Here is a 19031-nt window from a genome sequence, read left to right as displayed (position 1 = left end):
AATTACTTGGGTGGTAATTCTAAGGGTATTGTCCCCAACAAGCCCTTACGAAAATCTGTTAACAAATGTCTAGCTGTGCGCTCCTGGTCTCCTTGATAACGATGTTCTGCTAAAGCCTGTAAATAGCTTTCCCCTGTGTACATGACGGGGTCAACTTGGTAGCGGGTATATACGGGTGAGGGTGGTAATAAATTTCCTGCTGTTTCTTGGAGTTGGTTGAGTAAGTCGATGAAAGCAGATGCTACCAGCTGATGATCATAAGATGCTTGACCAATGTCATCACAAATTGCTAACTTGATCGCCGCTTCTTGATTGCCCATTTTTAAGGGAATCACCCCCGGAGCATCTAGTAATTCTAAGTGTTCTGAAATTCTCACCCAGCGTAAGGAACGAGTTACTCCCGGACGCGCAGCACTTTCTACCACTCGCTTTCCTAACAGACGGTTAATTAAGGCTGATTTCCCAACGTTGGGAAATCCAATCACTACTGCTCGCACTGGACGAGGTAACATCCCCCGATCGCGTCTTCTTTGATTGAGTTTTACCCCTGCAGCTTGGGCTGCTTTGGCGATCGCCACCACACCTTGACCTTGTTTAGCATTGGTAAAATAGGCAACTTGACCTTGATGTTTAAACCAATCTACCCAAAGCGATCGCACTTGGGGGGGAATCATATCCAATCTGTTCAATACTAATATCCGCGCCTTATCCCCCACCCATTCATCTATTTGGGGGTGGTGTGTTGCTAAAGGAATCCGCGCGTCTCGTACTTCCAACACTACATCTACGCGCTTGAGCTGTTCTTTGAGCTGCTTTTCGGCTTTAGCAATATGACCTGGATACCATTGGATCAGGTTTAATTTATAGTTTTGAGTTAAAGACATAGTTAATGGCCAATCGGTAGTAATTATAGCACTCCTTTGTACACAAGGGGTGCATCAGGTGTATTTTTCATGTAAAATCAAGCGATTGCCATCGGGGTCATAAGCATAAATTTCTCTACCGTGGGAGGGTGTGGAGATTTCACCAGGGGGTGGGTAGCCTAAGTTGGTCACGTGAGCGATCGCTGCTTCTAAATTACTCACTTCTAAACATAAACTGATCTTACTCTTAGCTGAGGTGGCAAATTCCCGTGTGTGGTTTTTTTCAGGTTGAAAAATACCCAATGTTAAACCCGGAAGTTGAAACTCTGCATAGACATGGGGGATAACAGAGGATGGTGGTTGATTAAGCAGTAGAGTATAGAAATTGACTAATTTTTCCCAGTTAACAGATGCTATAGTCATCAGAGCTTGGGTATATGCAAAAACCATATTTTGTGCAAAACATCCGGCTAAACTTTGGACAGTCCCAGTATAATTAGTAAGATACCAGGTAAATAGGAGAGGCGATTGAGCAGCCGATTGCTAGATAAAACTATACCCACTTGTAGACCCAAGTAAATCAAACATCCGCTCATACTGGATATAATCACTGTGGTCAGCCATATGGAATGACCTAACAGAGCAGCGCCAATCCCTGCTAGAAAAGAGTCAAGAGATACGGAGAAACCTAGAGCTATCGCTTCTAAGTTGGAGATAGAAGCAGAATTGTCACAGTCTGCGGCCATGGGAGATTCCCAAATATCTAGAATCAGGCGCAGGGGATACCAATTCAGCCAAGACGGCCGGGATGGTTGGGATTTTGCTGTTTTTCTCTGGGATTCTCCAATGGAAGATGATGGTAAAGCCACCCCCTGGCGACGAGAGCGAAAATTATTGAACACGGCGATCGCACCTATTCCCAGTAGTATAATTCCTCCCAGCCGTTCTGCCCAATCTAAGGGCAACAAATGGCTAACTGCATTACCTAATCCCATAGCCATCAGCAGTGTAATAGCTGTACACAGGGTAATTACTCCTAGGGGATTCCAACCAATGGTTATGCGGCGCATTCCGTAGGTGACACCCACCGCGAAGCTATCTAAACTCACTGCAATCGAGAGAATGAACAGAGATATTAAATCAGACATTGCTTTCCCTGACAGTTAAAAATATCATTCTGAGGGTGACCTGCCCATTACCATTGTGAAAATGGGTGCTTGACCAAATAGCTGTTAAAATATCTGTGATCGTGAGATACTTCTTCCCCAATCCAAGGTGGTAGCTCAATCTCTTGATTGGCATCATTAAGTTCAACTTCTGCTAGAATCAGCCCTTTATTTAAACCATCAAACTCGTCTATTTCCCATGTCAACCCTCCCCATTGTACTTTGTATCTAATTTTTTCAATTAAAGGCTGTTCACATAAGGTATTGAGGATTTCTTGAGCATCTTGTACAGGGATGGGATACTCAAACTCTAACCTTGAGCATTCAACACTAGGTCCTTTAATCGTTAAATAACCTTGTTGTCCTACTATACGTACACGTACAGTCACTTGATTTTTTGTGTCAATATATCCTTGACAATATACACTTCCTATGGATAATTCGCGCCAACTATCCCCTTTGAGCAAATATTTACGCTCTATTTCTTGAGCCATTTTATTAAATGATGCTTTTTTGCTAAAAATCTAGAATATTTTTAATATCCTAGTGTATAAATTTTATAATACTTTTGGCTTTGGTGTCCCTCAAAAATATGCAAGATAAAATAACAGGTCATCAACTTGTAAATGACCTGGAACCAATAGTATTTTGTGTAGATAGCTTAGGCTAGTTCTGGATTATGGTATAATATCCAGAATAGAGGATTGGCGACAGGTTCGCTACCCAAGCTATCTACGTCTGAATTTCCTTCATGAATATTTCAGTAATCACTCAAATGAGGGAATACTTCATTGAATGAAGGCGGATTTAGCAACCTGTTGTAATGCGTCCGGAGCCACGGTCGAAGTTAAGTTCAGTGTCATACATCATAAAGTTACACTCAGTTAGGTGTTTAGTACTATCACTTCTGTACGGAAATAGGCAGAGATGACTTAGCAGCTTTCAAACCTACAAACCAGCCATAGGTGAAGCGATTCATAATCTTAGTTTGGTAAGTTAATCGTAATTTCTACAAGCACAGGAAGTTTACGAAGAGAAGATCCCACAAAGCCTTGAATATACTCTAGCAAAATTATTGTTCATGCAACAGTATCAGACACCACATTAACATGATTTGAGAAAAAGAAACATAAAACTATACAATTTCCTAGAGTAGTTTTCTAGATATCTGGTAACAAAAATGTAGAGGTTTGACATGGACGTTTTCCAGGAAGATTAGAGATACTTCAGCTGTGCGATCGCTGCGAGAATTTGTTGATAATACTCCATATTTCCTTCTTGATAATAGATATCAGCACATTTTTGAAAATCCCCAATAGCACCTTCATAATCTTGTAGACGACGGCGGATATCAGCTCTGAGCATATAAGCCGAAGCCCAATAAGGTTGACGTTGTAAAGCTTGGTTTAAATCAGCCAACCCAGCGGTTAAGTCTCCCAACATAGAAAGGGCGCGCCCCCGGTTATACCAGTCTTCAGCTACACTAGAGTCCATAGAAATAACTTGACTATAATCTTCTACTGCTTCTTGATAGTCTTCTAAAGCATAACGAGCATTAGCGCGATGGCGAAGCCCTGCTGCCAGCAGATCACGGTAAAATACAGCAGCTTGAGGATTCGTTTTGAGTGCTATGGCTGCGCCACGCAAGCTATCGGTGTAGTCTATAACTGCAGCTTCATAGTCTTGGAGCTTGTAACACACACAAGCTCGATTGTAATGAGCTTCTATCAAATCGGGATTGATTTCTAATGCTCGATTATAATCTGCTATAGCTTTGTCTTCCTCGCCTAAAAGACGATAAGCGTTACCCCGATTACAGTAAGCTTGGGAAAAGTTAGGAAATAACTCTATGGCTTGAGTATTATCTGCAACTGCGGCAAAGAAATATTCCAAATTGTAATGCGCAATACCTCGACCATAATAAGCGGCAACTAAATCAGGAGTAATTTGTAATGCCGTAGTATAATCATCAATAGCTCCTTGATAATCTCCCAAACTAGACAAAGTTATAGCACGATGGTAGTACCCTGTAGGCAAATGCGGCTCAAGTTGTATAAGTCGATTACTATCATCAATTGCTCCTTGAAAATCTCCCAAAAGGCGACGTACATTGGCCCGAAATCCGTATACTAAAGCTAGAGTCGGGTTCTTTTGCAGTCCCTGGCTATAGTTCTCCAGGGCTTGGTGATAGTCTCCTAAAGTTTCTCTAATTAGACCCAGTTCAGTATATGCTTGCACATCATCAGGGTTCAACTTCAGTGCTTGGTTGAAGTCAGCAATTGCTTGAGTAAAATTTTCCAGGCGAGAATAAACAAGACCCCGATTGTAGTAAGCTTCAGCAAAGCCAGAGTCAATTTTCAAAGCCCGATTGTAATCCTCTATCGCCCTCTGATTTTCTCCCAGGGCATAGCGGACATTACCTCGATTATGGTAAGCTACAGCTAAATTGCCATCTATTTCTAAAGCCCGATCATGGTCAGCGATCGCTTCGGCGTACTTCCCTAAAATATAGTAGATATTACCTCTAGCGATATGAGCCGCGGCAAAATCAGGATACCATTGTAAAGCTTGCTGTAAATCCGCGATCGCTCCTTGATAATCACTGGCATGATAACGCTCTACACCCCGATTATGCAAAGCCTTAGCAATATCAAAGTGGATTTGATTAGCTAAGTCGGGATTTTTTTCTATGGCTTGTTGATAATCCGCGATCGCCTGATTATAATCGTGTAAACCCAGGTAGGCATTACCCCGACCCTGATATGACTCAGCAAAATCTGGCTCGATTTCTATAGCTCGATCAAAATCGGCAATAGCACTCTCATAGTCCCCTAAACAGTAACGGGCATTACCACGATTGTAATATGCTGCGGACAGGTTCGGATTAATTTCTATAACTTGATTAAAGTCGGCGATCGCCCCATAATAATCTTTGAGTTGACTGCTGAGAATCAGACCCCTATTGTAGTAAGCCTCGGCCTTGTCTGGCTGATCTTCAATAACTTGAGTATAATCTGCTATGGCTTCTAGATAGTCGCCTTGCAAATGTTTGTTGAATCCCCTTTGGAACAACTCGTCAGCATTCATCTGATTTCTCTGGGTGATTAAGCTCCCGTCACTTATTGTAATCTAGAGGTACTTTCACATCAATTTATTCATGCTGATTTCCACCAGAGTATTTATACTCCCTCCCCTCAACCACCGTTATGCTTAAACTAGATATTTGTGATTTTTTCACAAATATGCCCTTTAGCCCTAAAAATTGACTATGCTCATAGAGTTTAGTATTGGTAATTACAGATCATTTAAAGATAAAGTCACCTTTAGCATGAAGGCGGCTAATATTGTCGCCCAAGACACACAAACAGATGAACACAATACTTTTGTTGTAGATGATCAACTGACATTACTTAAAGGTAAATATGGAGGTATTCCCTTTATTGGTAACTTAAGCCAAATCTGCAACCTCTAATGAAGTACAAACCACTTTACTCCGCGTTCCGGTGTTGTGTGTGTTCCCTATTCCCTAAGATGAAAATTACCTGTTGAAAAATTATAAAACAACCTCTTAATGTTAACCTGATCTAAAATATGATCAGGTGGGCAATGCCCACCACAAACTTTTACAGCTTAAACTTCTGAGTAATACGCTTCATAGCTTCCTCCACATTTTCCCGACTATTAAAAGCCGAAATGCGGAAATAACCCTCACCCGCAGCACCAAAACCAGAACCAGGGGTACCCACCACATTTACAGTGTGTAGCAGCTTATCAAAAAAGTCCCAACTAGATAAATCATTGGGGGTCTTCACCCAAACATAAGGAGCATTGACCCCACCATATACAGCCAAACCGGCCTGAGAAAGTTGCTCACGAATAATTTTGGCATTTTCTAGGTAAAAACTTACCAATGCCTGGATTTGTGCTTGTCCTGCTTGAGAGTATACAGCTTCAGCACCCCGTTGGATGATGTAGGAAACCCCATTAAACTTAGTGGATTGGCGGCGGTTCCACAACTTCCACAATTCCACATCCGAACCATCAGCAGCTTTGGCGGTTAGGGTCTTGGGTACAACAGTTAACGCGCAACGGGTTCCTGTAAAACCTGCATTCTTGGAGAAAGAACGAAACTCAATAGCACATTCCCTTGCGCCTTCAATTTCATATATTGAGTGAGGAATGGCGGGATCAGTGATATAAGCTTCGTAAGCAGCATCAAAGAAAATAATCGAGTTATGGGCCCTCGCATAGTCTACCCATGCTTGGAGATGTTCCTTAGTCGCAGTTGCACCAGTAGGATTATTGGGGAAACACAGATAAATTAAATCGACTTTCTGGGAGGGAATCTCAGCTGTGAAGTTATTTTCAGCCGAAATCGGCAGATATACTAAACCTGCAAATTCCCCTTTATCGTTAGCCTCCCCCGTATTACCAGCCATAACATTAGTGTCCACATAGACGGGGTATACAGGGTCTGTAACTGCAATAATGTTATTTTTGCCAAAAATATCGAGAATGTTGCCTGTATCGCACTTAGAACCATCAGAGATGAAGATTTCTGAGGCATCTATATCAGCCCCTCTGGCTTGAAAATCTTGAGCGGCAATCTTTTCCCGTAACCAAGCATAACCTTGTTCTGGTCCATAGCCTTTAAAGGTAGCGCGATCGCCCATTTCTGCCACAGCTGCGATCATAGCCGTGCGGCAGGCTTCTGGTAGAGGTTCGGTCACATCCCCAATACCCAGGCGGATAATTTTCGCCTCAGGATTTGCTTGAGCAAAAGTATTCACCCGCCGCGCAATTTCCGGAAACAAGTAACCAGCCTTGAGCTTCAGATAGTTGTCGTTAATTGTGGCCATAGTATAGTCAAGTTTAAACAATCAGCCTAGATAAAATAGCTTATCTGTTTTTTTGTAAAGCCGCGCCAAAATCTCTCAAGGTTTCAAACAGGTATAGACCAAAAGAAGTGCTACTCAAGTAAATACTCTCTTGAAGCGCTCAATAATTAGTTCTGATGACAGATTTAATGCCAAGGGTTGAATTGTTAGCCTATATCCATAAGTAATAATAGTTACTAACCTAATAACCATGAATATTCTTGCTTGGATTGCTTTAGGTCTAATTGCCGGCGCTATTGCTAAGGCGATTTATCCAGGACATCAAGGCGGTGGCATTTTAGGAACAATCTTACTGGGTATGATCGGTGCTTTTGTTGGTGGTAGCCTTGGCATATTCTTTACTACAGGTAGATTTGCTCTAGTGGCTCCTACTCTGAGTGCTGCCGGCATTATCTTAGCAATTATCGGCTCAATTATTGCTATTTTCTTGTGGAACTTGTTAACGTCTCGCCGTGCTGCATAAGTATTGAGGTATATATGTATGGACGTAGATAATTTTCTGCGACGTTATGCTGCAGGAGAACGCAATTTTACACAGGTAGATTTAAGCAGGGCTAATCTAGGTGGATTAATCTTAAATCAAGTTGATCTTAGCGGTGCCAATCTCAGTAAAGCCAATCTGCATAAAGCACATCTAGAATCCGCAAATCTCAGTAATGCCGATTTAAGTACAACCTATCTGACATCTGCAAATCTAGAAGGCGCTAACTTGGAAGGAGCCAACCTGCACAAAGCCGATTTAGATCGTGCTAATTTAAGAGCAGCAAATTTGACCAATGCCAACTTGGAAGGAGCGAATTTTCGGAATGCTATCCTTCCTGATGGTACTGTCTCCGACTAGATAATGAACTACCTCTAGTTCGCTTCACCTGAACTAGAGGTTTCTATATCTCCTAGTCCGTTTTTAGCAAAGGTACTTTGAGATTTATGATGCTTCTTTGCTTTTTTGCTAGTACGTGAATTGACACTCCCCACGGCTAGAAGCCGGGGGATTCTTGCTTCACGGGGATTCCTTTGATTTGTGCTCAAAAATTAACAATTTTTGAGCGGTAATTGTTGAAACTAAACCTTGGCAATAGTTACAGTTTGGGCTTGATTTTGATACTTACCAAAGCGTTCTGCGTAAGTTGTTTGACATGGTTCACCTTCTAGAAATAGCAGCTGCAACACACCCTCATTAGCGTAGATGCGACAGTCAGCACTAGAAGCATTGCTAAATTCCAGAGTCAGGAAACCTTCCCATGAGGCTTCAGCAGGAGTGATGTTAGCAATAATCCCGCAACGGGCCATAGTTGATTTTCCGATACAAATAACTGTGATGTTCGGAGGAATCCGCAATCTTTCCAGGGATACACCCAAGGCGTAAGAGTTAGCGGGAATAATAAAAAATGATCCATCTTCATCGGTTTGTAGTGGAATCGATTCTAGGTTCTCAGGATTAAACCGCTTAGGATTAACAATAGTACCTGGAATGTGTCTAAAAATACGAAAATCTGTGGGAGCTAATCTTAAATCATAGCCATAGCTAGATAAGCCATAACTAATGACTCTCCTATCTTCAACCTGGCGCACTAGAGAACTTTCAAACGGAGAAATCATTCCTAGTTTGGCTTGTTCGATGATCCATTTATCATTTTTCAGCACGTTTGACCTCTGTGTAAATAAATCTACAAACATCAACAATCATTTCGCTGACATCTTCGAGACGTGGATAACCCCGGTGTATCTGGTTAAAGTCGATGACTACGACGAATTTCGGTAATTTGGTCTGCTACATCTAATAGAGATGTTGGCATCTCTATTCCTGTCAGGATAATATCAACATGAGCCGGGCGTTGTGCGAGAAATTCTAAAACCTCGGTTTCGGGAATTAAGCCAAAATTAATTGCTAAACTTAATTCATCTAAAACCACTAGAGAATATTTACCCGCACTTACTACCGTTTGCGTATATTGCCACAACTTTTGTAAAGCTTCACTTTCCGCTGCGTCTAGATGAGGTGTGTCGATGCAGCGAGGGACATCACAGCGAATCCAATCTAAATTTTGCCCTAATTGAATGGGGCGCTCTAGACCTTGACCAATACCACCTTTGAGAAATTGTACTACTAATACTGGTGTACCTTGACCTGCAATTCTCAGGGCTTGGGCTATGACACTAGTAAAAAAGATACGTTGCTTACTCGTAAAAACTTGTACTAATCCCGCAACTGGATAGGGTAAGTTTAGGGTTGAATTGGCGCTGGGAGTTTCTAATTGGGCAATCATAGATAAGTTTAAAAAATAGCAAAGAATTAGATGGGATAAGCATGGTCATCAGAGGAAAACAAGAACTGGTATGAGTTCAATTTCTTCTGTGTGTCTACAAAATTAAAACTCCTGTCAACGGACTAAATATAACAGATTTTTACTATCAAAGGCTGTATCTGCAAATCTGATGGCTTGCGTGGCACAGGCATAGGGAGTATAGTCTGTATAAAATTTCTGAGGTAATTCTCATGGTCTGGCAACGCCCCGATGGTCGACAACCCTACCAACTTCGTCCTATCAGCTTTCATACTGGTTTTACCCGCTTTGCCCCTGGTTCAGTCCTGACAAAATTTGGAGACACGCAAGTACTGTGTACTGTCAGCGTCAGTGAAGGTGTGCCCAAATTCTTAGCGGGTAGTGGCAAAGGTTGGTTGACATCAGAGTATAGAATGTTGCCTTCCGCTACACAAGAACGGCAAGCTCGAGAATTGTTGAAATTGTCTGGAAGAACTCAGGAAATTCAACGTTTAATTGGACGTAGCCTACGAGGAGCAATTGATTTTGATGTCTTAGGAGAACGAACCCTGACTGTAGATGCTGATGTCTTACAAGCAGATGCTGGAACTAGAACAGCAGCGATTACAGGGGGGTTTGTCGCCTTAGCTCATGCAGTTTCTCAATTGGTGCAACAAGGTGTATTAGAGCGATCGCCATTATCTGGACAAATAGCAGCAATATCTGTGGGTTTATTGGCAGGGGAGCCATATTTAGATTTAAACTATATTGAGGATGTGACAGCAACAGTAGATTTTAATGTGGTTATGAACCAACATCTGGGTATAATTGAAATTCAGGGCACAGCAGAAGCAGGTAGTTATAGCCGGACTGAGTTAAATCACTTACTAGATTTTGCGGAAAAAGGCATTCAGCAACTGTTAATATTACAGAGAGAGGCAATCTCAGACTGGGATCAGCTGTTACTAGTCAACTAGAGATGTCATTGATCGCCTCTGTATAAGGTGATCAGCCTTGGTTGTTATATAGCTTAAGTAGCCCATCCCATGGCAAAGATGAGATTTGCTGGAACTCGTTAAAAGTTTCAAAAGTTAAAAAGGGCAATAGTCATAAATTAGTTATGGTATTGCACAGAAGTGGGCGATAGGATGATTAAACTATGAATAACAAGGTTGAAGTTCTGCCGAGTGTTTCGGACTTAGTGGCGCGATCGCTAGACTTGATTCTATCCAAGTTGTCAACCGCCATTGAGGAACGCGGACAATTTACCATTGCCTTAGCTGGTGGTAGTACACCAAAGCCATTATATGAGGCGATAGCTAGTCAAAAACTCCCTTGGGATCAAATTCATGTCTTTTGGGGAGATGAACGTTATGTACCCCCAGATCATCCTGATAGTAATGAACTGATGGCTCGACGTGCGTGGTTGGATCATGTTGATATCCCAGCAACTAATATTCACGCTATACCGACTTTAGAGGGAGATCCAGCCCTATCAGCTGCCAAATATGAACAGCATTTGCGAGAATTTTTTAATTCTGGGGTCAACGAGTTTCCCGCTTTAGATGTCATACTGTTAGGAATGGGTGACGACGCACATACCGCTTCTTTGTTTCCCCACACCCCAGCTTTAAAAGTCGATGACCGCTTGATTACCGTGGGTAACAAAGACGGTAACCCCCGCATAACCTTCACATACCCATTTATTAACGCTGCTCGCAGTGTGATTTTTCTAGTTGCTGGTGCTAATAAACAACCAGCTCTTGCTCAAGTCTTCGCGCCTGTGGCTGATGACTTTGCTTATCCATCCCGCTTGATTAAACCCCAAGGAGAACTGTGGTGGTTGCTGGATGCAGCCGCCGGGCTATATCACGCTAGCTAAGATAACTCCCAGATTGACTTCCCCATCAAGAGTAACAATTACCATGGGAAGCTAGAGTTATCTCCTGAGCTAACCTGTAATGGCCTCCAGGTTGAGGCTTATTCCTAACTCCCGAAGACTACAATCACTCATGGCTAGATTTTCTAGTAGCTTTTGTGTGTGGTACTGTCCCACAATATTGGTGTCCTGAGTGTCTTTATCTTGACCAATAGTATCTTACGATGATCTTGAACAAGGACTGAAATCGATGATCGTTTGTCCTAATTGCAATCACCCCAATCCAGACGGCGCTGTCACATGTGAAGCCTGTTATACGGCTTTACCAACCATTAGTAACTGTCCCAACTGTGGCGCAACTGTGCAGGCTGATGCTGCTTTTTGTGGTCAATGTGGTTATAACCTGCATTCAAATCCAGCACCCGCCCCTACACCTGTAGCATCTCCCCATATACCGACGGTAGAAGTACCACAGTTAGTACAGCCTGATCCGCTTTTAGCAGTTGCACCTGTAGCAGCTTCTGTGGGAAGTAACCCAGATCCCAACACCAATCAGCCGGTTACTTCACCTCTACCACCAACGATAATTTCAACAGCTGTACCCGAACCAGTACCAGTACCCGTAGTACCCGAACCAGTACCAGTACCGGTAGTAGCTGAACCAGTACCAGTACCGGTAGCGGCCGAACCAGCACCAGCACCCGTAGTAGCCGAACCAGTACCAGCACCGGTTCCCTATCCTTCTATGACCCAATTACAGCAGGTAACGGCACGGTTATTCCACATCCAAAGCGATCGCGAGGTTGAATTACCACAAGGTCTGTCTGTGATTCATATCGGCAAACCCAATGACCGGATTCCCCCAGATATTGATGTTTCGGGATTTTCCAATTCGGAAATTGTCTCCCGGATACATGCAGATATTCGTGTTGAGGGAGATTTTCATTATATAGAAGATGTGGGTAGTTCTAACGGAACTTACATTAATAACTCGCCCTTATTACCCGGTAACCGACACCGCCTCAGACCAGGCGATCGCATCAGTCTGGGTAAGGGAGATTTAGTCACCTTTCTGTTTCAACTTGCCTAACTGACTTCTGTCATCCGAGAATAATTCTCGGATGAGTAAATTATCCACATCAAACCAGCGACGGATGTTCACCACAATTTACCCATGAAGGAACCAGGAAGAGATTTTTTACCAAAGCTGACAAGACTTGCGCCACCTGTAGTAGAACCTATGGGACTAACTTGGCTAATTACAGCAGCGGTAGTGACTACCCTGTTGTGGCAAGTTCCAAAAGGTGATTATATTTTATACCCTTTTAGTATCCTGGCAACTTGGTTCCACGAAATGGGTCACGGATTGATGGCTATGCTGTTAGGAGGCCGGTTCCATCAATTACAAATTTTTAGTAATGGTTCTGGCGTTGCCAGTTATAGCATCTCTCAAGCTCTATGGCCAATTGGCCCGGCTTTAGTGGCCGCAGCAGGTCCCATGGGCCCACCGATTGCAGGCGCCGGTTTGATTCTGGCTTCCCGTAGTTTTACCGTTGCTTCCCTGAGCTTAAAGATACTGGGTAGCCTTCTGTTACTTTCAACATTACTTTGGGTGGGTTCCGGGTTTGGATTGGTGGCGATTCCCATATTGGGTTTAATTATTCTGGGAATATCCCTGAAAGCTCCCCAGTGGGTGCAGGGATTTGCCATTCAATTTCTGGGTGTACAAGCTTGTGTCAGTACTTACCACCAACTAAATTATTTATTTACCTACAGTGCAGGACCACTGGGAATTTCGGATACAGGGCAAATGCAAAAATATTTAATCTTACCTTACTGGTTTTGGGGCGGATTGATGGCGATCGCATCTCTGGTGATTCTATTCCAAAGCTTGCGCATCGCCTATCGTGGGGAGTAATAGGTTAAAATCAATTTAGTCTCTGTATTATAGCAAATGTGCCCGACATCACTAAGAATGCGGTTCACTGCATAAATCCTGAATGTAAACGTCCTTATCCTCAACCTTGGGGCAATAAGTTTTGTCAAAGTTGTGGCACACCGCTACAGATGTTAGATCGTTATGTGCCTGTGCAACCCTTGGGCGCAGGAGGATTTGCGCAAATTTACACAGTTTGGGATCAAAAGACCCAGACCGAAAAAGTACTAAAAGTGTTGGTAGAAAATTCACCCAAAGCACGGGAATTATTTAAACAAGAAGCCGACGTTTTAATTAAGTTGCAGCATCCTGGTGTTCCCAGGGTAGAATGTGATGGTTATTTTGAGGTTAATGTACCCAATTCTAAACCGCGTCAACTAGCTTGTCTGGTGATGGAAAAAATTAACGGCTCGACTCTCGAAGAGATCCTGCAAAATCATCCTCAAGGATGTCCAGAGGATTTGGTGTTAATTTGGTTTTCTCAGGCGATAAGTATTTTACAGAAACTGCACAAACGCCAGATTATTCATCGGGACATCAAACCTTCTAATTTGATGTTACGAACTGAGGGAAACAAGGGAGAACTGGTATTGATTGATTTTGGTGGAGTGAAACAATTTAACACCCCTAAAGTACGTCGAGAGTCCAGTTCAACTAAGTTATATTCTTCTGGTTACAGTCCCCCAGAACAGATTACCGGTGGTAATATTGGCCCTAGGGCTGATTTTTATGCCCTTGGTCAGACGATGATTGAATTACTGACGGGTAAGTATCCCCTGGAATTACGAGATCCCCAAACTGGTGTGCTGCGCTGGCGAGATCAGATAAAAGTTAATCCCCATCTGGCAGATTTACTAGATGAAATGGTACTAGAAGATGTGCGATCGCGTCCAGGAAACGCAGGAATTATTCAGAAAAGATTAAATAAGATTATCCACCGATCTTCCCGGACTAGCTTATTTTCCCAAATCAGGGAATCTGTGCAGCAAGGAGTAGCAGAAGTTGCCGCTAAGTTTACACTTTTAATACAGGGGATTGAGAATCTATTCAATCATGTCACCCATGCCATAGGTAAAACAATTGTTTTGATAGCTCAAGCAATTCTCAAGGTTTTACAAGCTTGTGGGGCGACAATTTGGGCTATGCTATTAACTAGCTTTGGTAGTTGTGTAGGTACGATTATTGGTTTCTTTATAGCTTATCGTACAGTATTAGGGGAGCAAGTTTCGGAACATATTTTGCGTCAGCTACCGGAATTAGTAACTAATACTCAAGCTATTGTAGCCACAGAAATGATAGTGTTTGTCGGCGCAGGTTGGGGAACCGCATGGGGGTTGACAATATCGGGGTGTTTTGGTCAACGAAAACGGTTTTTAGTAGCATCACTCATGGGTATGATCAGCTATGGATTGAGTTGGTTAGTTTGGCAATTCATCACACCCAAAGATAGCAGTGAAGCACTATTGACAGTAATTTTAGTTGCAGTTTTTCTATTGACGTTGAGTATAGACTTCCGCAGCCATCAGATAGTCCATGCTGTGGTGGCTGCTTTGGGTAGTGCGATTATATTCGCAATGTTAATTATTTTTGGTTTCCCAACTACTATTTTTCAATTTTCTGGTCAGTCAATATTTTTAACATCATACCTGCCCATGATTTTTTTAAGTTTGGTGGGTCTGTTGATGAGCTTTTGGTTAGGGGTGAGTTATTACCTGATTGTTCCCGGGTTGCGCTGGTTGGGGTGGCGTTAAGGGGAGTGGTTGACACTCCCTAAGGCAAGAGCCGGCGGACTATTGCGTCATGGGGACTCCAATGAATTTACCGGTGCTAACGCGCCGATCCGCTAACAGCAAGCATCGTAGAGATGAGATTTTGCCCACCGATCAAATAATATACCCGATGTATCAAGTATTTGATACATCGGGGATGACATATTTCGTAGTCTATAATAATTTCAGTATAATGCCTTAGCATAGATATGCTAACATCTCAATCCGATTTTGTATAGTCCTTCCAGGAAATTTATCATATTTTTATAGATGCTCTATTACCACTTTATAGCTGTGTTCTAGTGAAAATGAGTATATTTAATGACAGTCTAATCCTGAAGTCAAACAAGGCTATTTTCCCATTGTAGCTGTAGAGAAAAAGCATCTTGTTGGGGAACACTTTTCTATGATGGAAACAAAGCCTGTCAGATACAATAGAGTAATGCTAACCCGTATTAAAGACTTAGTCACTACATTGGCGCCCCGCTTAATTGAAATTCGCCGTCATATCCACTCTCACCCAGAACTCAGCGGTCAAGAATACCAAACATCTGCCTTTGTGGCCGGTGTGTTGTCTTCTAGTGGTCTCCATGTGGAGGAGGGGATTGGTAGAACAGGGGTGATGGGAGAACTACAAAATACTCGGACAGATGAGCGTTTATTGGCAATTCGTACTGATATGGATGCTTTGCCAATTCAAGAACGGACAAATTTAGATTATGCTTCCCGTATACAAGGTGTGATGCACGCTTGCGGTCATGATGTTCATACCACAGTGGGCTTAGGAACAGCAATGGTGCTCTCGGAAATAGCGGAGGAATTGGGCGCTAAGGTGCGGTTTTTATTTCAGCCAGCTGAGGAAATTGCTCAAGGCGCAACCTGGATGGTCAAGGACGGGGCGATGTCCGAGGTGACAGCTATATTAGGTGTTCATGTTTTCCCCTCTATCCCCGCCGGATCTATTGGTGTACGTTACGGTGCGTTGACAGCCGCAGCTGATGATTTAGAAATTATTATTATGGGAGAATCTGGCCATGGGGCGCGCCCCCATGAAGCCATTGATGCAATTTGGATTGCTTCACAGGTGATTACTGCATTACAACAAGCTATTAGCCGTACACAGAATCCCCTGCGTCCTGTGGTTTTAAGTATAGGGAAAATTACGGGCGGAAGAGCGCCAAATGTAATTGCTGATCAAGTACAGTTGTTGGGAACAGTGCGATCGCTCCATCCGGAAACCCGGAGTCAACTCCCCAACTGGATTGAAAATATTGTCGCTAATGTTTGCCATTCTTTTGGGGCGCGTTATCAAGTTAATTATCGTCCAGGTGTGCCCAGTGTACAGAATGATTATGCCATCACCCAATTGTTACAATCTGCAGCTGAGGAAGCTTGGAGTAGCGATCGCGTCCAAGTTTTACCTGAACCTTCTCTAGGTGCTGAAGACTTCTCTGTCTATTTAGAACACGCTCCCGGTTCGATGTTTCGCTTAGGTGTAGGCTACAAAGATAGAATTATTAATCACCCATTACACCATCCAGAATTTGAAGTTGATGAATCAGCGATTATCACCGGGGTTGTAACCATGGCTTATGCTGCTTATAAGTATTGTCAAAAAAGATCAGCTAGATAATGCCAAATAAATTTGGCAATTCCCTAATATCCCCCGCACAAATGACGGGGGTTTTACGCATCAGCACTGATCAAACCCAGTTGCTGGGGTTTTAAATCCCAATGAGAGCCACTTAGCTAAACATTCGCTCCGGTTTTAGTACCTCCCAATCTTTCTTGAATTTTGCTCTTAGCAGCTTTAAATTGTGTCGCTAGTTGCTCAGTTTGTTCACTACTCAAGTTATTACGAATAGCAGCAAACATTGTGGTTTCTTCTTGACGAATATGATCTCCGACAATATCCATCAAATTTCTGACTCTATCTTTAAATTCCGCAGCCGAGGGATTAATAGCGCGGATTTCTTCTAACAGCCGTTTTATTTGAGCGTGTTCATCATAAAGTTCTTGGGTTTCGCTGTCACCATAGAAAGAGCGTACCCTGGGGTAAACAACTTCCTGTTCAGCTTCAGTATGAGACCTCAGGTCTTTGTAAGCTTGACCAAAATACTCCTGAATCTTTTGCGGATCGTTGCTTTGTAGTAATTCTGTAAACAGGATATTCACCTTATTGTGATCCATGCGGATAACATCCTGGATATTCATATCTTTTTTGTCACTGGTTTGGGTAACAGCGCTCCCTACCGCACCACTAAAGGCTGCGATCGCATCTTGAACTCGTCCCCAAATCCCTTGATCTGCATCTTTTCCAGTCAGTTCACGCACCCCCAAAACTTCTAAAACACCCTTGATTTGTTCCTGGTGAGCGCGGTTTTCAAAGTTAACTGTATTTAAAGGGCTAATGGCGGCCATGACATCAGCACCAACCTTTTGAGCAGCCTTGTGAACCAGTACACCACACATTACCTGTTGATGTTTTAACAATTCATGCTGAAATATTTTTTCATAAAAACTCAATTCAGATCCCTGCATTAATTCCCGGACTTGATTACACATTTCTTGAACCATTGATTCTGGTTCTTTTCGGATGCCATACTGAATAATTGTAGTTTCCAAAACCCCTTGATTTTTTTGGTCATCTTCTAGCATCTTCCGGAGGCGTTCAGATATTTCTACATCAGTTGATTGCCTCAAAAACAGTTGCTCATTCTCTATAAGTAACTGTTGAACTAATTGCATATTTGCCAATTTTATGCCGATAGCATTTCGTTTGGTATCATCTAAGGTGGTTACCATTTTCAGTTCTCCTCTGAAATTATTTCGTATTATTACTCTGTCTGATAGTGACATATAATTTAGGTAGATTCCATCTTTCTTTTGAATGATCGCCTTCATAACTCAAGATATAAAAATCAGCTATATATACCCAAAAAAATTAGAATTATACTTGGGTAATATAACTGTATAGCTCGAAATACCCCACGGGGAAGATAAAAATTTTGGGCAATTTTTATAAATTGACTCAAGGATACTGAAATAGATTTTCTACAATAGTATTAGGGCATCCTCATGGATAGGTATATTTAGACATCTAACCAAGGCAGAGAATTAATTTTGATGCTGGTGATAAAGTTATGAAAATAACTTCTCACTCAATAAAGATCAAATCCGGGAAATTAACCTTACATATACTGGCTCATATTCAACAAATTTCTTTTAACCAAAAATAGGATAATAAATCATGGAAACTACAGGAACAGAATCTAATTCCACACCATTCCCAAATATCCCACCAATTATTGAAAGTGATAACAAAGAGTATCAAGATAGCGGTGTACCTAGTACAGTGGCGATCGCTGGACATCCTTTACACCCCCTAACCATGATTTTTCCCATAGCGTTTTTAGCCGCTGCATTGGGAAGTGACTTCGCCTATTGGTTAACTAATGATTTTTTCTGGGCTAGAGCCTCACTATGGTTAATTGGACTAGGACTTATAGGGGGAGTGATCGCCGCAATCACAGGGATGAGTGACTTTTTGAAAATTGAACGTGTTCGCAAGCGCACCGCTGGCTGGATACATTTAATACTTAATGTAATTATTTTAACTTTAACAGCTATCAACTTAATTTTACGTCTGGGCGATGCTGAAGCCTCAATATTACCTTGGGGATTCTTCCTGTCCCTAGTTGTAGGTACGCTAACCAGCATCACTGGTTGGTTTGGGGCTGAACTTTCCTATCGCCACAAAATTGGTGTAGTAGGTGCTGGTAGCAGAAGATATCCCTAGTTCCTAGTGATGGAGGATTAATTGACTTTAGTCCTCTCTCATCTGGGCTATTTTGCCCACGATCAGGAAACAGGACTTGTAACTATATATTATATAGCCTTTTTCAGGTTCATGAAGTACACATCAATTGCCTATTCCCTCTTCCGTTTTCCCTGAAACTAAACAAATTTGTACCTCACGAGCATGGGAAATGCTATAAATAGAATAACTAACAACAATGGGATATGCAAAAAAGAGTTAAAGTTAAACCTAATTCTAAAGAACAAAAAATTGAAGAACAAAGTGATGGGAGTTTGACTGTCAAACTAAAGTCAGCCCCAGTAGATGGTAAAGCCAATGAGGAATTAATTAAACTATTGTCCGAAAACTTTAATGTATCAAAATCTCGGATTAGGATTAAATCTGGTTTATCCTCTCGGCAAAAACTGATTGAAATTGATACAGATAATTAATTCTT

At 42.2% G+C, this 19031-nt stretch carries 20 protein-coding genes; 11 read left to right on the top strand and 9 right to left on the bottom strand.

Annotated elements, in window-relative coordinates; all coding sequences use genetic code 11:
• Positions 1 to 2: 2 nt before the first annotated feature.
• The 5 genes from ylqF to IM676_RS16935 all read right to left on the bottom strand — a co-directional run bounded on the left by ylqF (position 3) and on the right by IM676_RS16935 (position 5116).
• Positions 3 to 884, bottom strand: a complete 882-nt coding sequence (gene ylqF, locus IM676_RS16955) for a ribosome biogenesis GTPase YlqF (protein WP_200987968.1) — start codon at positions 882 to 884, stop codon at positions 3 to 5.
• A 54-nt stretch (positions 885 to 938) separates the two neighbouring features.
• Entirely contained in the window at positions 939 to 1313 is a 375-nt protein-coding gene (locus IM676_RS16950; RefSeq protein ID WP_200987967.1) for a VOC family protein, read from the bottom strand.
• A 20-nt stretch (positions 1314 to 1333) separates the two neighbouring features.
• Entirely contained in the window at positions 1334 to 2011 is a 678-nt protein-coding gene (ytaF, locus tag IM676_RS16945) for a sporulation membrane protein YtaF (RefSeq protein WP_200987966.1), read from the bottom strand.
• Positions 2012 to 2058: 47 nt separating this feature from the next.
• Positions 2059 to 2523: a CYTH domain-containing protein gene (locus tag IM676_RS16940; protein ID WP_200987965.1), complete on the bottom strand. Its 465-nt coding sequence runs from the start codon at positions 2521 to 2523 to the stop codon at positions 2059 to 2061.
• Positions 2524 to 3244: 721 nt separating this feature from the next.
• A complete protein-coding gene (locus IM676_RS16935; protein WP_200987964.1) occupies positions 3245 to 5116 on the bottom strand; it encodes a tetratricopeptide repeat protein in 1872 nt (623 codons plus the stop codon).
• A 181-nt stretch (positions 5117 to 5297) separates the two neighbouring features.
• On the opposite strand from IM676_RS16935, the gene IM676_RS16930 reads away from it, so the two are divergent.
• Positions 5298 to 5501, top strand: a complete 204-nt coding sequence (locus IM676_RS16930; protein ID WP_225880391.1) for a hypothetical protein — start codon at positions 5298 to 5300, stop codon at positions 5499 to 5501.
• Between the two features lie 151 nt (positions 5502 to 5652).
• Here IM676_RS16930 and IM676_RS16925 read toward each other — a convergent pair whose 3' ends face one another.
• Complete coding sequence (locus IM676_RS16925; protein WP_200987963.1) at positions 5653 to 6888, bottom strand: LL-diaminopimelate aminotransferase; 1236 nt, start codon at positions 6886 to 6888, stop codon at positions 5653 to 5655.
• A gap of 229 nt (positions 6889 to 7117) precedes the next feature.
• Here IM676_RS16925 and IM676_RS16920 point away from each other — a divergent pair, with 229 nt between their 5' ends.
• Positions 7118 to 7390 (top strand): GlsB/YeaQ/YmgE family stress response membrane protein, encoded by a 273-nt coding sequence (locus IM676_RS16920; protein WP_200987962.1) that lies wholly within the window; start codon positions 7118 to 7120, stop codon positions 7388 to 7390.
• Between the two features lie 18 nt (positions 7391 to 7408).
• Positions 7409 to 7768 (top strand): pentapeptide repeat-containing protein, encoded by a 360-nt coding sequence (locus IM676_RS16915; RefSeq protein ID WP_200987961.1) that lies wholly within the window; start codon positions 7409 to 7411, stop codon positions 7766 to 7768.
• Between the two features lie 221 nt (positions 7769 to 7989).
• Here IM676_RS16915 and dcd read toward each other — a convergent pair whose 3' ends face one another.
• Together dcd and IM676_RS16905 are read right to left on the bottom strand one after the other, a co-directional pair.
• Entirely contained in the window at positions 7990 to 8571 is a 582-nt protein-coding gene (gene dcd / locus IM676_RS16910; protein WP_200987960.1) for a dCTP deaminase, read from the bottom strand.
• A gap of 86 nt (positions 8572 to 8657) precedes the next feature.
• The gene (locus IM676_RS16905) at positions 8658 to 9194 is read right to left on the bottom strand and encodes a P-loop NTPase family protein (RefSeq protein WP_200987959.1); all 537 of its coding nucleotides are present in this window, start codon (positions 9192 to 9194) and stop codon (positions 8658 to 8660) included.
• A gap of 230 nt (positions 9195 to 9424) precedes the next feature.
• On the opposite strand from IM676_RS16905, the gene rph reads away from it, so the two are divergent.
• The 6 genes from rph (at position 9425) to IM676_RS16875 (ending at position 16408) form a co-directional block, all read left to right on the top strand.
• Positions 9425 to 10168 carry a ribonuclease PH gene (gene rph, locus IM676_RS16900; RefSeq protein ID WP_200987958.1) on the top strand — a complete coding sequence of 248 codons (744 nt, stop codon included), beginning with the start codon at positions 9425 to 9427 and terminating at the stop codon, positions 10166 to 10168.
• A 182-nt stretch (positions 10169 to 10350) separates the two neighbouring features.
• Positions 10351 to 11073, top strand: a complete 723-nt coding sequence (gene pgl / locus IM676_RS16895) for a 6-phosphogluconolactonase (protein ID WP_200987957.1) — start codon at positions 10351 to 10353, stop codon at positions 11071 to 11073.
• A 247-nt stretch (positions 11074 to 11320) separates the two neighbouring features.
• A complete protein-coding gene (locus IM676_RS16890) occupies positions 11321 to 12160 on the top strand; it encodes an FHA domain-containing protein (protein WP_200987956.1) in 840 nt (279 codons plus the stop codon).
• An 84-nt stretch (positions 12161 to 12244) separates the two neighbouring features.
• Entirely contained in the window at positions 12245 to 12988 is a 744-nt protein-coding gene (locus tag IM676_RS16885; RefSeq protein WP_200987955.1) for a M50 family metallopeptidase, read from the top strand.
• Positions 12989 to 13026: 38 nt separating this feature from the next.
• Positions 13027 to 14757 (top strand): protein kinase domain-containing protein, encoded by a 1731-nt coding sequence (locus IM676_RS16880; RefSeq protein WP_404799804.1) that lies wholly within the window; start codon positions 13027 to 13029, stop codon positions 14755 to 14757.
• A gap of 460 nt (positions 14758 to 15217) precedes the next feature.
• Positions 15218 to 16408 carry a M20 family metallopeptidase gene (locus IM676_RS16875; protein ID WP_200987954.1) on the top strand — a complete coding sequence of 397 codons (1191 nt, stop codon included), beginning with the start codon at positions 15218 to 15220 and terminating at the stop codon, positions 16406 to 16408.
• Between the two features lie 116 nt (positions 16409 to 16524).
• On the opposite strand, the gene IM676_RS16870 is transcribed toward IM676_RS16875, so the two are convergent.
• Complete coding sequence (locus IM676_RS16870; RefSeq protein WP_200987953.1) at positions 16525 to 17580, bottom strand: hemerythrin domain-containing protein; 1056 nt, start codon at positions 17578 to 17580, stop codon at positions 16525 to 16527.
• Between the two features lie 445 nt (positions 17581 to 18025).
• Here IM676_RS16870 and IM676_RS16865 point away from each other — a divergent pair, with 445 nt between their 5' ends.
• Complete coding sequence (locus IM676_RS16865) at positions 18026 to 18574, top strand: DUF2231 domain-containing protein (RefSeq protein WP_200987952.1); 549 nt, start codon at positions 18026 to 18028, stop codon at positions 18572 to 18574.
• A gap of 224 nt (positions 18575 to 18798) precedes the next feature.
• Complete coding sequence (locus tag IM676_RS16860; RefSeq protein WP_200987951.1) at positions 18799 to 19026, top strand: DUF167 domain-containing protein; 228 nt, start codon at positions 18799 to 18801, stop codon at positions 19024 to 19026.
• Positions 19027 to 19031: the final 5 nt, after the last annotated feature.

Origin of the sequence: Anabaenopsis elenkinii CCIBt3563, assembly GCF_015245355.1 — a bacterium.
Lineage (GTDB): Bacteria > Cyanobacteriota > Cyanobacteriia > Cyanobacteriales > Nostocaceae > Anabaenopsis > Anabaenopsis elenkinii.
The sequence above is the reverse complement of the archived record's forward strand: the minus strand, read 5'-3'. Positions and strand labels throughout refer to the sequence as shown.

What these genes read in the sequence shown, in the direction of transcription:
- ylqF (WP_200987968.1), bottom strand. Translation starts at nt 884, where the DNA reads ATGTCTTTAACTCAAAACTATAAATTAAACCTGATCCAATGGTATCCA.
- IM676_RS16950 (WP_200987967.1), bottom strand. Translation starts at nt 1,313, where the DNA reads ATGGTTTTTGCATATACCCAAGCTCTGATGACTATAGCATCTGTTAAC.
- ytaF (WP_200987966.1), bottom strand. Translation starts at nt 2,011, where the DNA reads ATGTCTGATTTAATATCTCTGTTCATTCTCTCGATTGCAGTGAGTTTA.
- IM676_RS16940 (WP_200987965.1), bottom strand. Translation starts at nt 2,523, where the DNA reads ATGGCTCAAGAAATAGAGCGTAAATATTTGCTCAAAGGGGATAGTTGG.
- IM676_RS16935 (WP_200987964.1), bottom strand. Translation starts at nt 5,116, where the DNA reads ATGAATGCTGACGAGTTGTTCCAAAGGGGATTCAACAAACATTTGCAA.
- IM676_RS16930 (WP_225880391.1), top strand. Translation starts at nt 5,298, where the DNA reads ATGCTCATAGAGTTTAGTATTGGTAATTACAGATCATTTAAAGATAAA.
- IM676_RS16925 (WP_200987963.1), bottom strand. Translation starts at nt 6,888, where the DNA reads ATGGCCACAATTAACGACAACTATCTGAAGCTCAAGGCTGGTTACTTG.
- IM676_RS16920 (WP_200987962.1), top strand. Translation starts at nt 7,118, where the DNA reads ATGAATATTCTTGCTTGGATTGCTTTAGGTCTAATTGCCGGCGCTATT.
- IM676_RS16915 (WP_200987961.1), top strand. Translation starts at nt 7,409, where the DNA reads ATGGACGTAGATAATTTTCTGCGACGTTATGCTGCAGGAGAACGCAAT.
- IM676_RS16905 (WP_200987959.1), bottom strand. Translation starts at nt 9,194, where the DNA reads ATGATTGCCCAATTAGAAACTCCCAGCGCCAATTCAACCCTAAACTTA.
- rph (WP_200987958.1), top strand. Translation starts at nt 9,425, where the DNA reads ATGGTCTGGCAACGCCCCGATGGTCGACAACCCTACCAACTTCGTCCT.
- pgl (WP_200987957.1), top strand. Translation starts at nt 10,351, where the DNA reads ATGAATAACAAGGTTGAAGTTCTGCCGAGTGTTTCGGACTTAGTGGCG.
- IM676_RS16890 (WP_200987956.1), top strand. Translation starts at nt 11,321, where the DNA reads ATGATCGTTTGTCCTAATTGCAATCACCCCAATCCAGACGGCGCTGTC.
- IM676_RS16885 (WP_200987955.1), top strand. Translation starts at nt 12,245, where the DNA reads ATGAAGGAACCAGGAAGAGATTTTTTACCAAAGCTGACAAGACTTGCG.
- IM676_RS16875 (WP_200987954.1), top strand. Translation starts at nt 15,218, where the DNA reads ATGCTAACCCGTATTAAAGACTTAGTCACTACATTGGCGCCCCGCTTA.
- IM676_RS16870 (WP_200987953.1), bottom strand. Translation starts at nt 17,580, where the DNA reads ATGGTAACCACCTTAGATGATACCAAACGAAATGCTATCGGCATAAAA.
- IM676_RS16865 (WP_200987952.1), top strand. Translation starts at nt 18,026, where the DNA reads ATGGAAACTACAGGAACAGAATCTAATTCCACACCATTCCCAAATATC.
- IM676_RS16860 (WP_200987951.1), top strand. Translation starts at nt 18,799, where the DNA reads ATGCAAAAAAGAGTTAAAGTTAAACCTAATTCTAAAGAACAAAAAATT.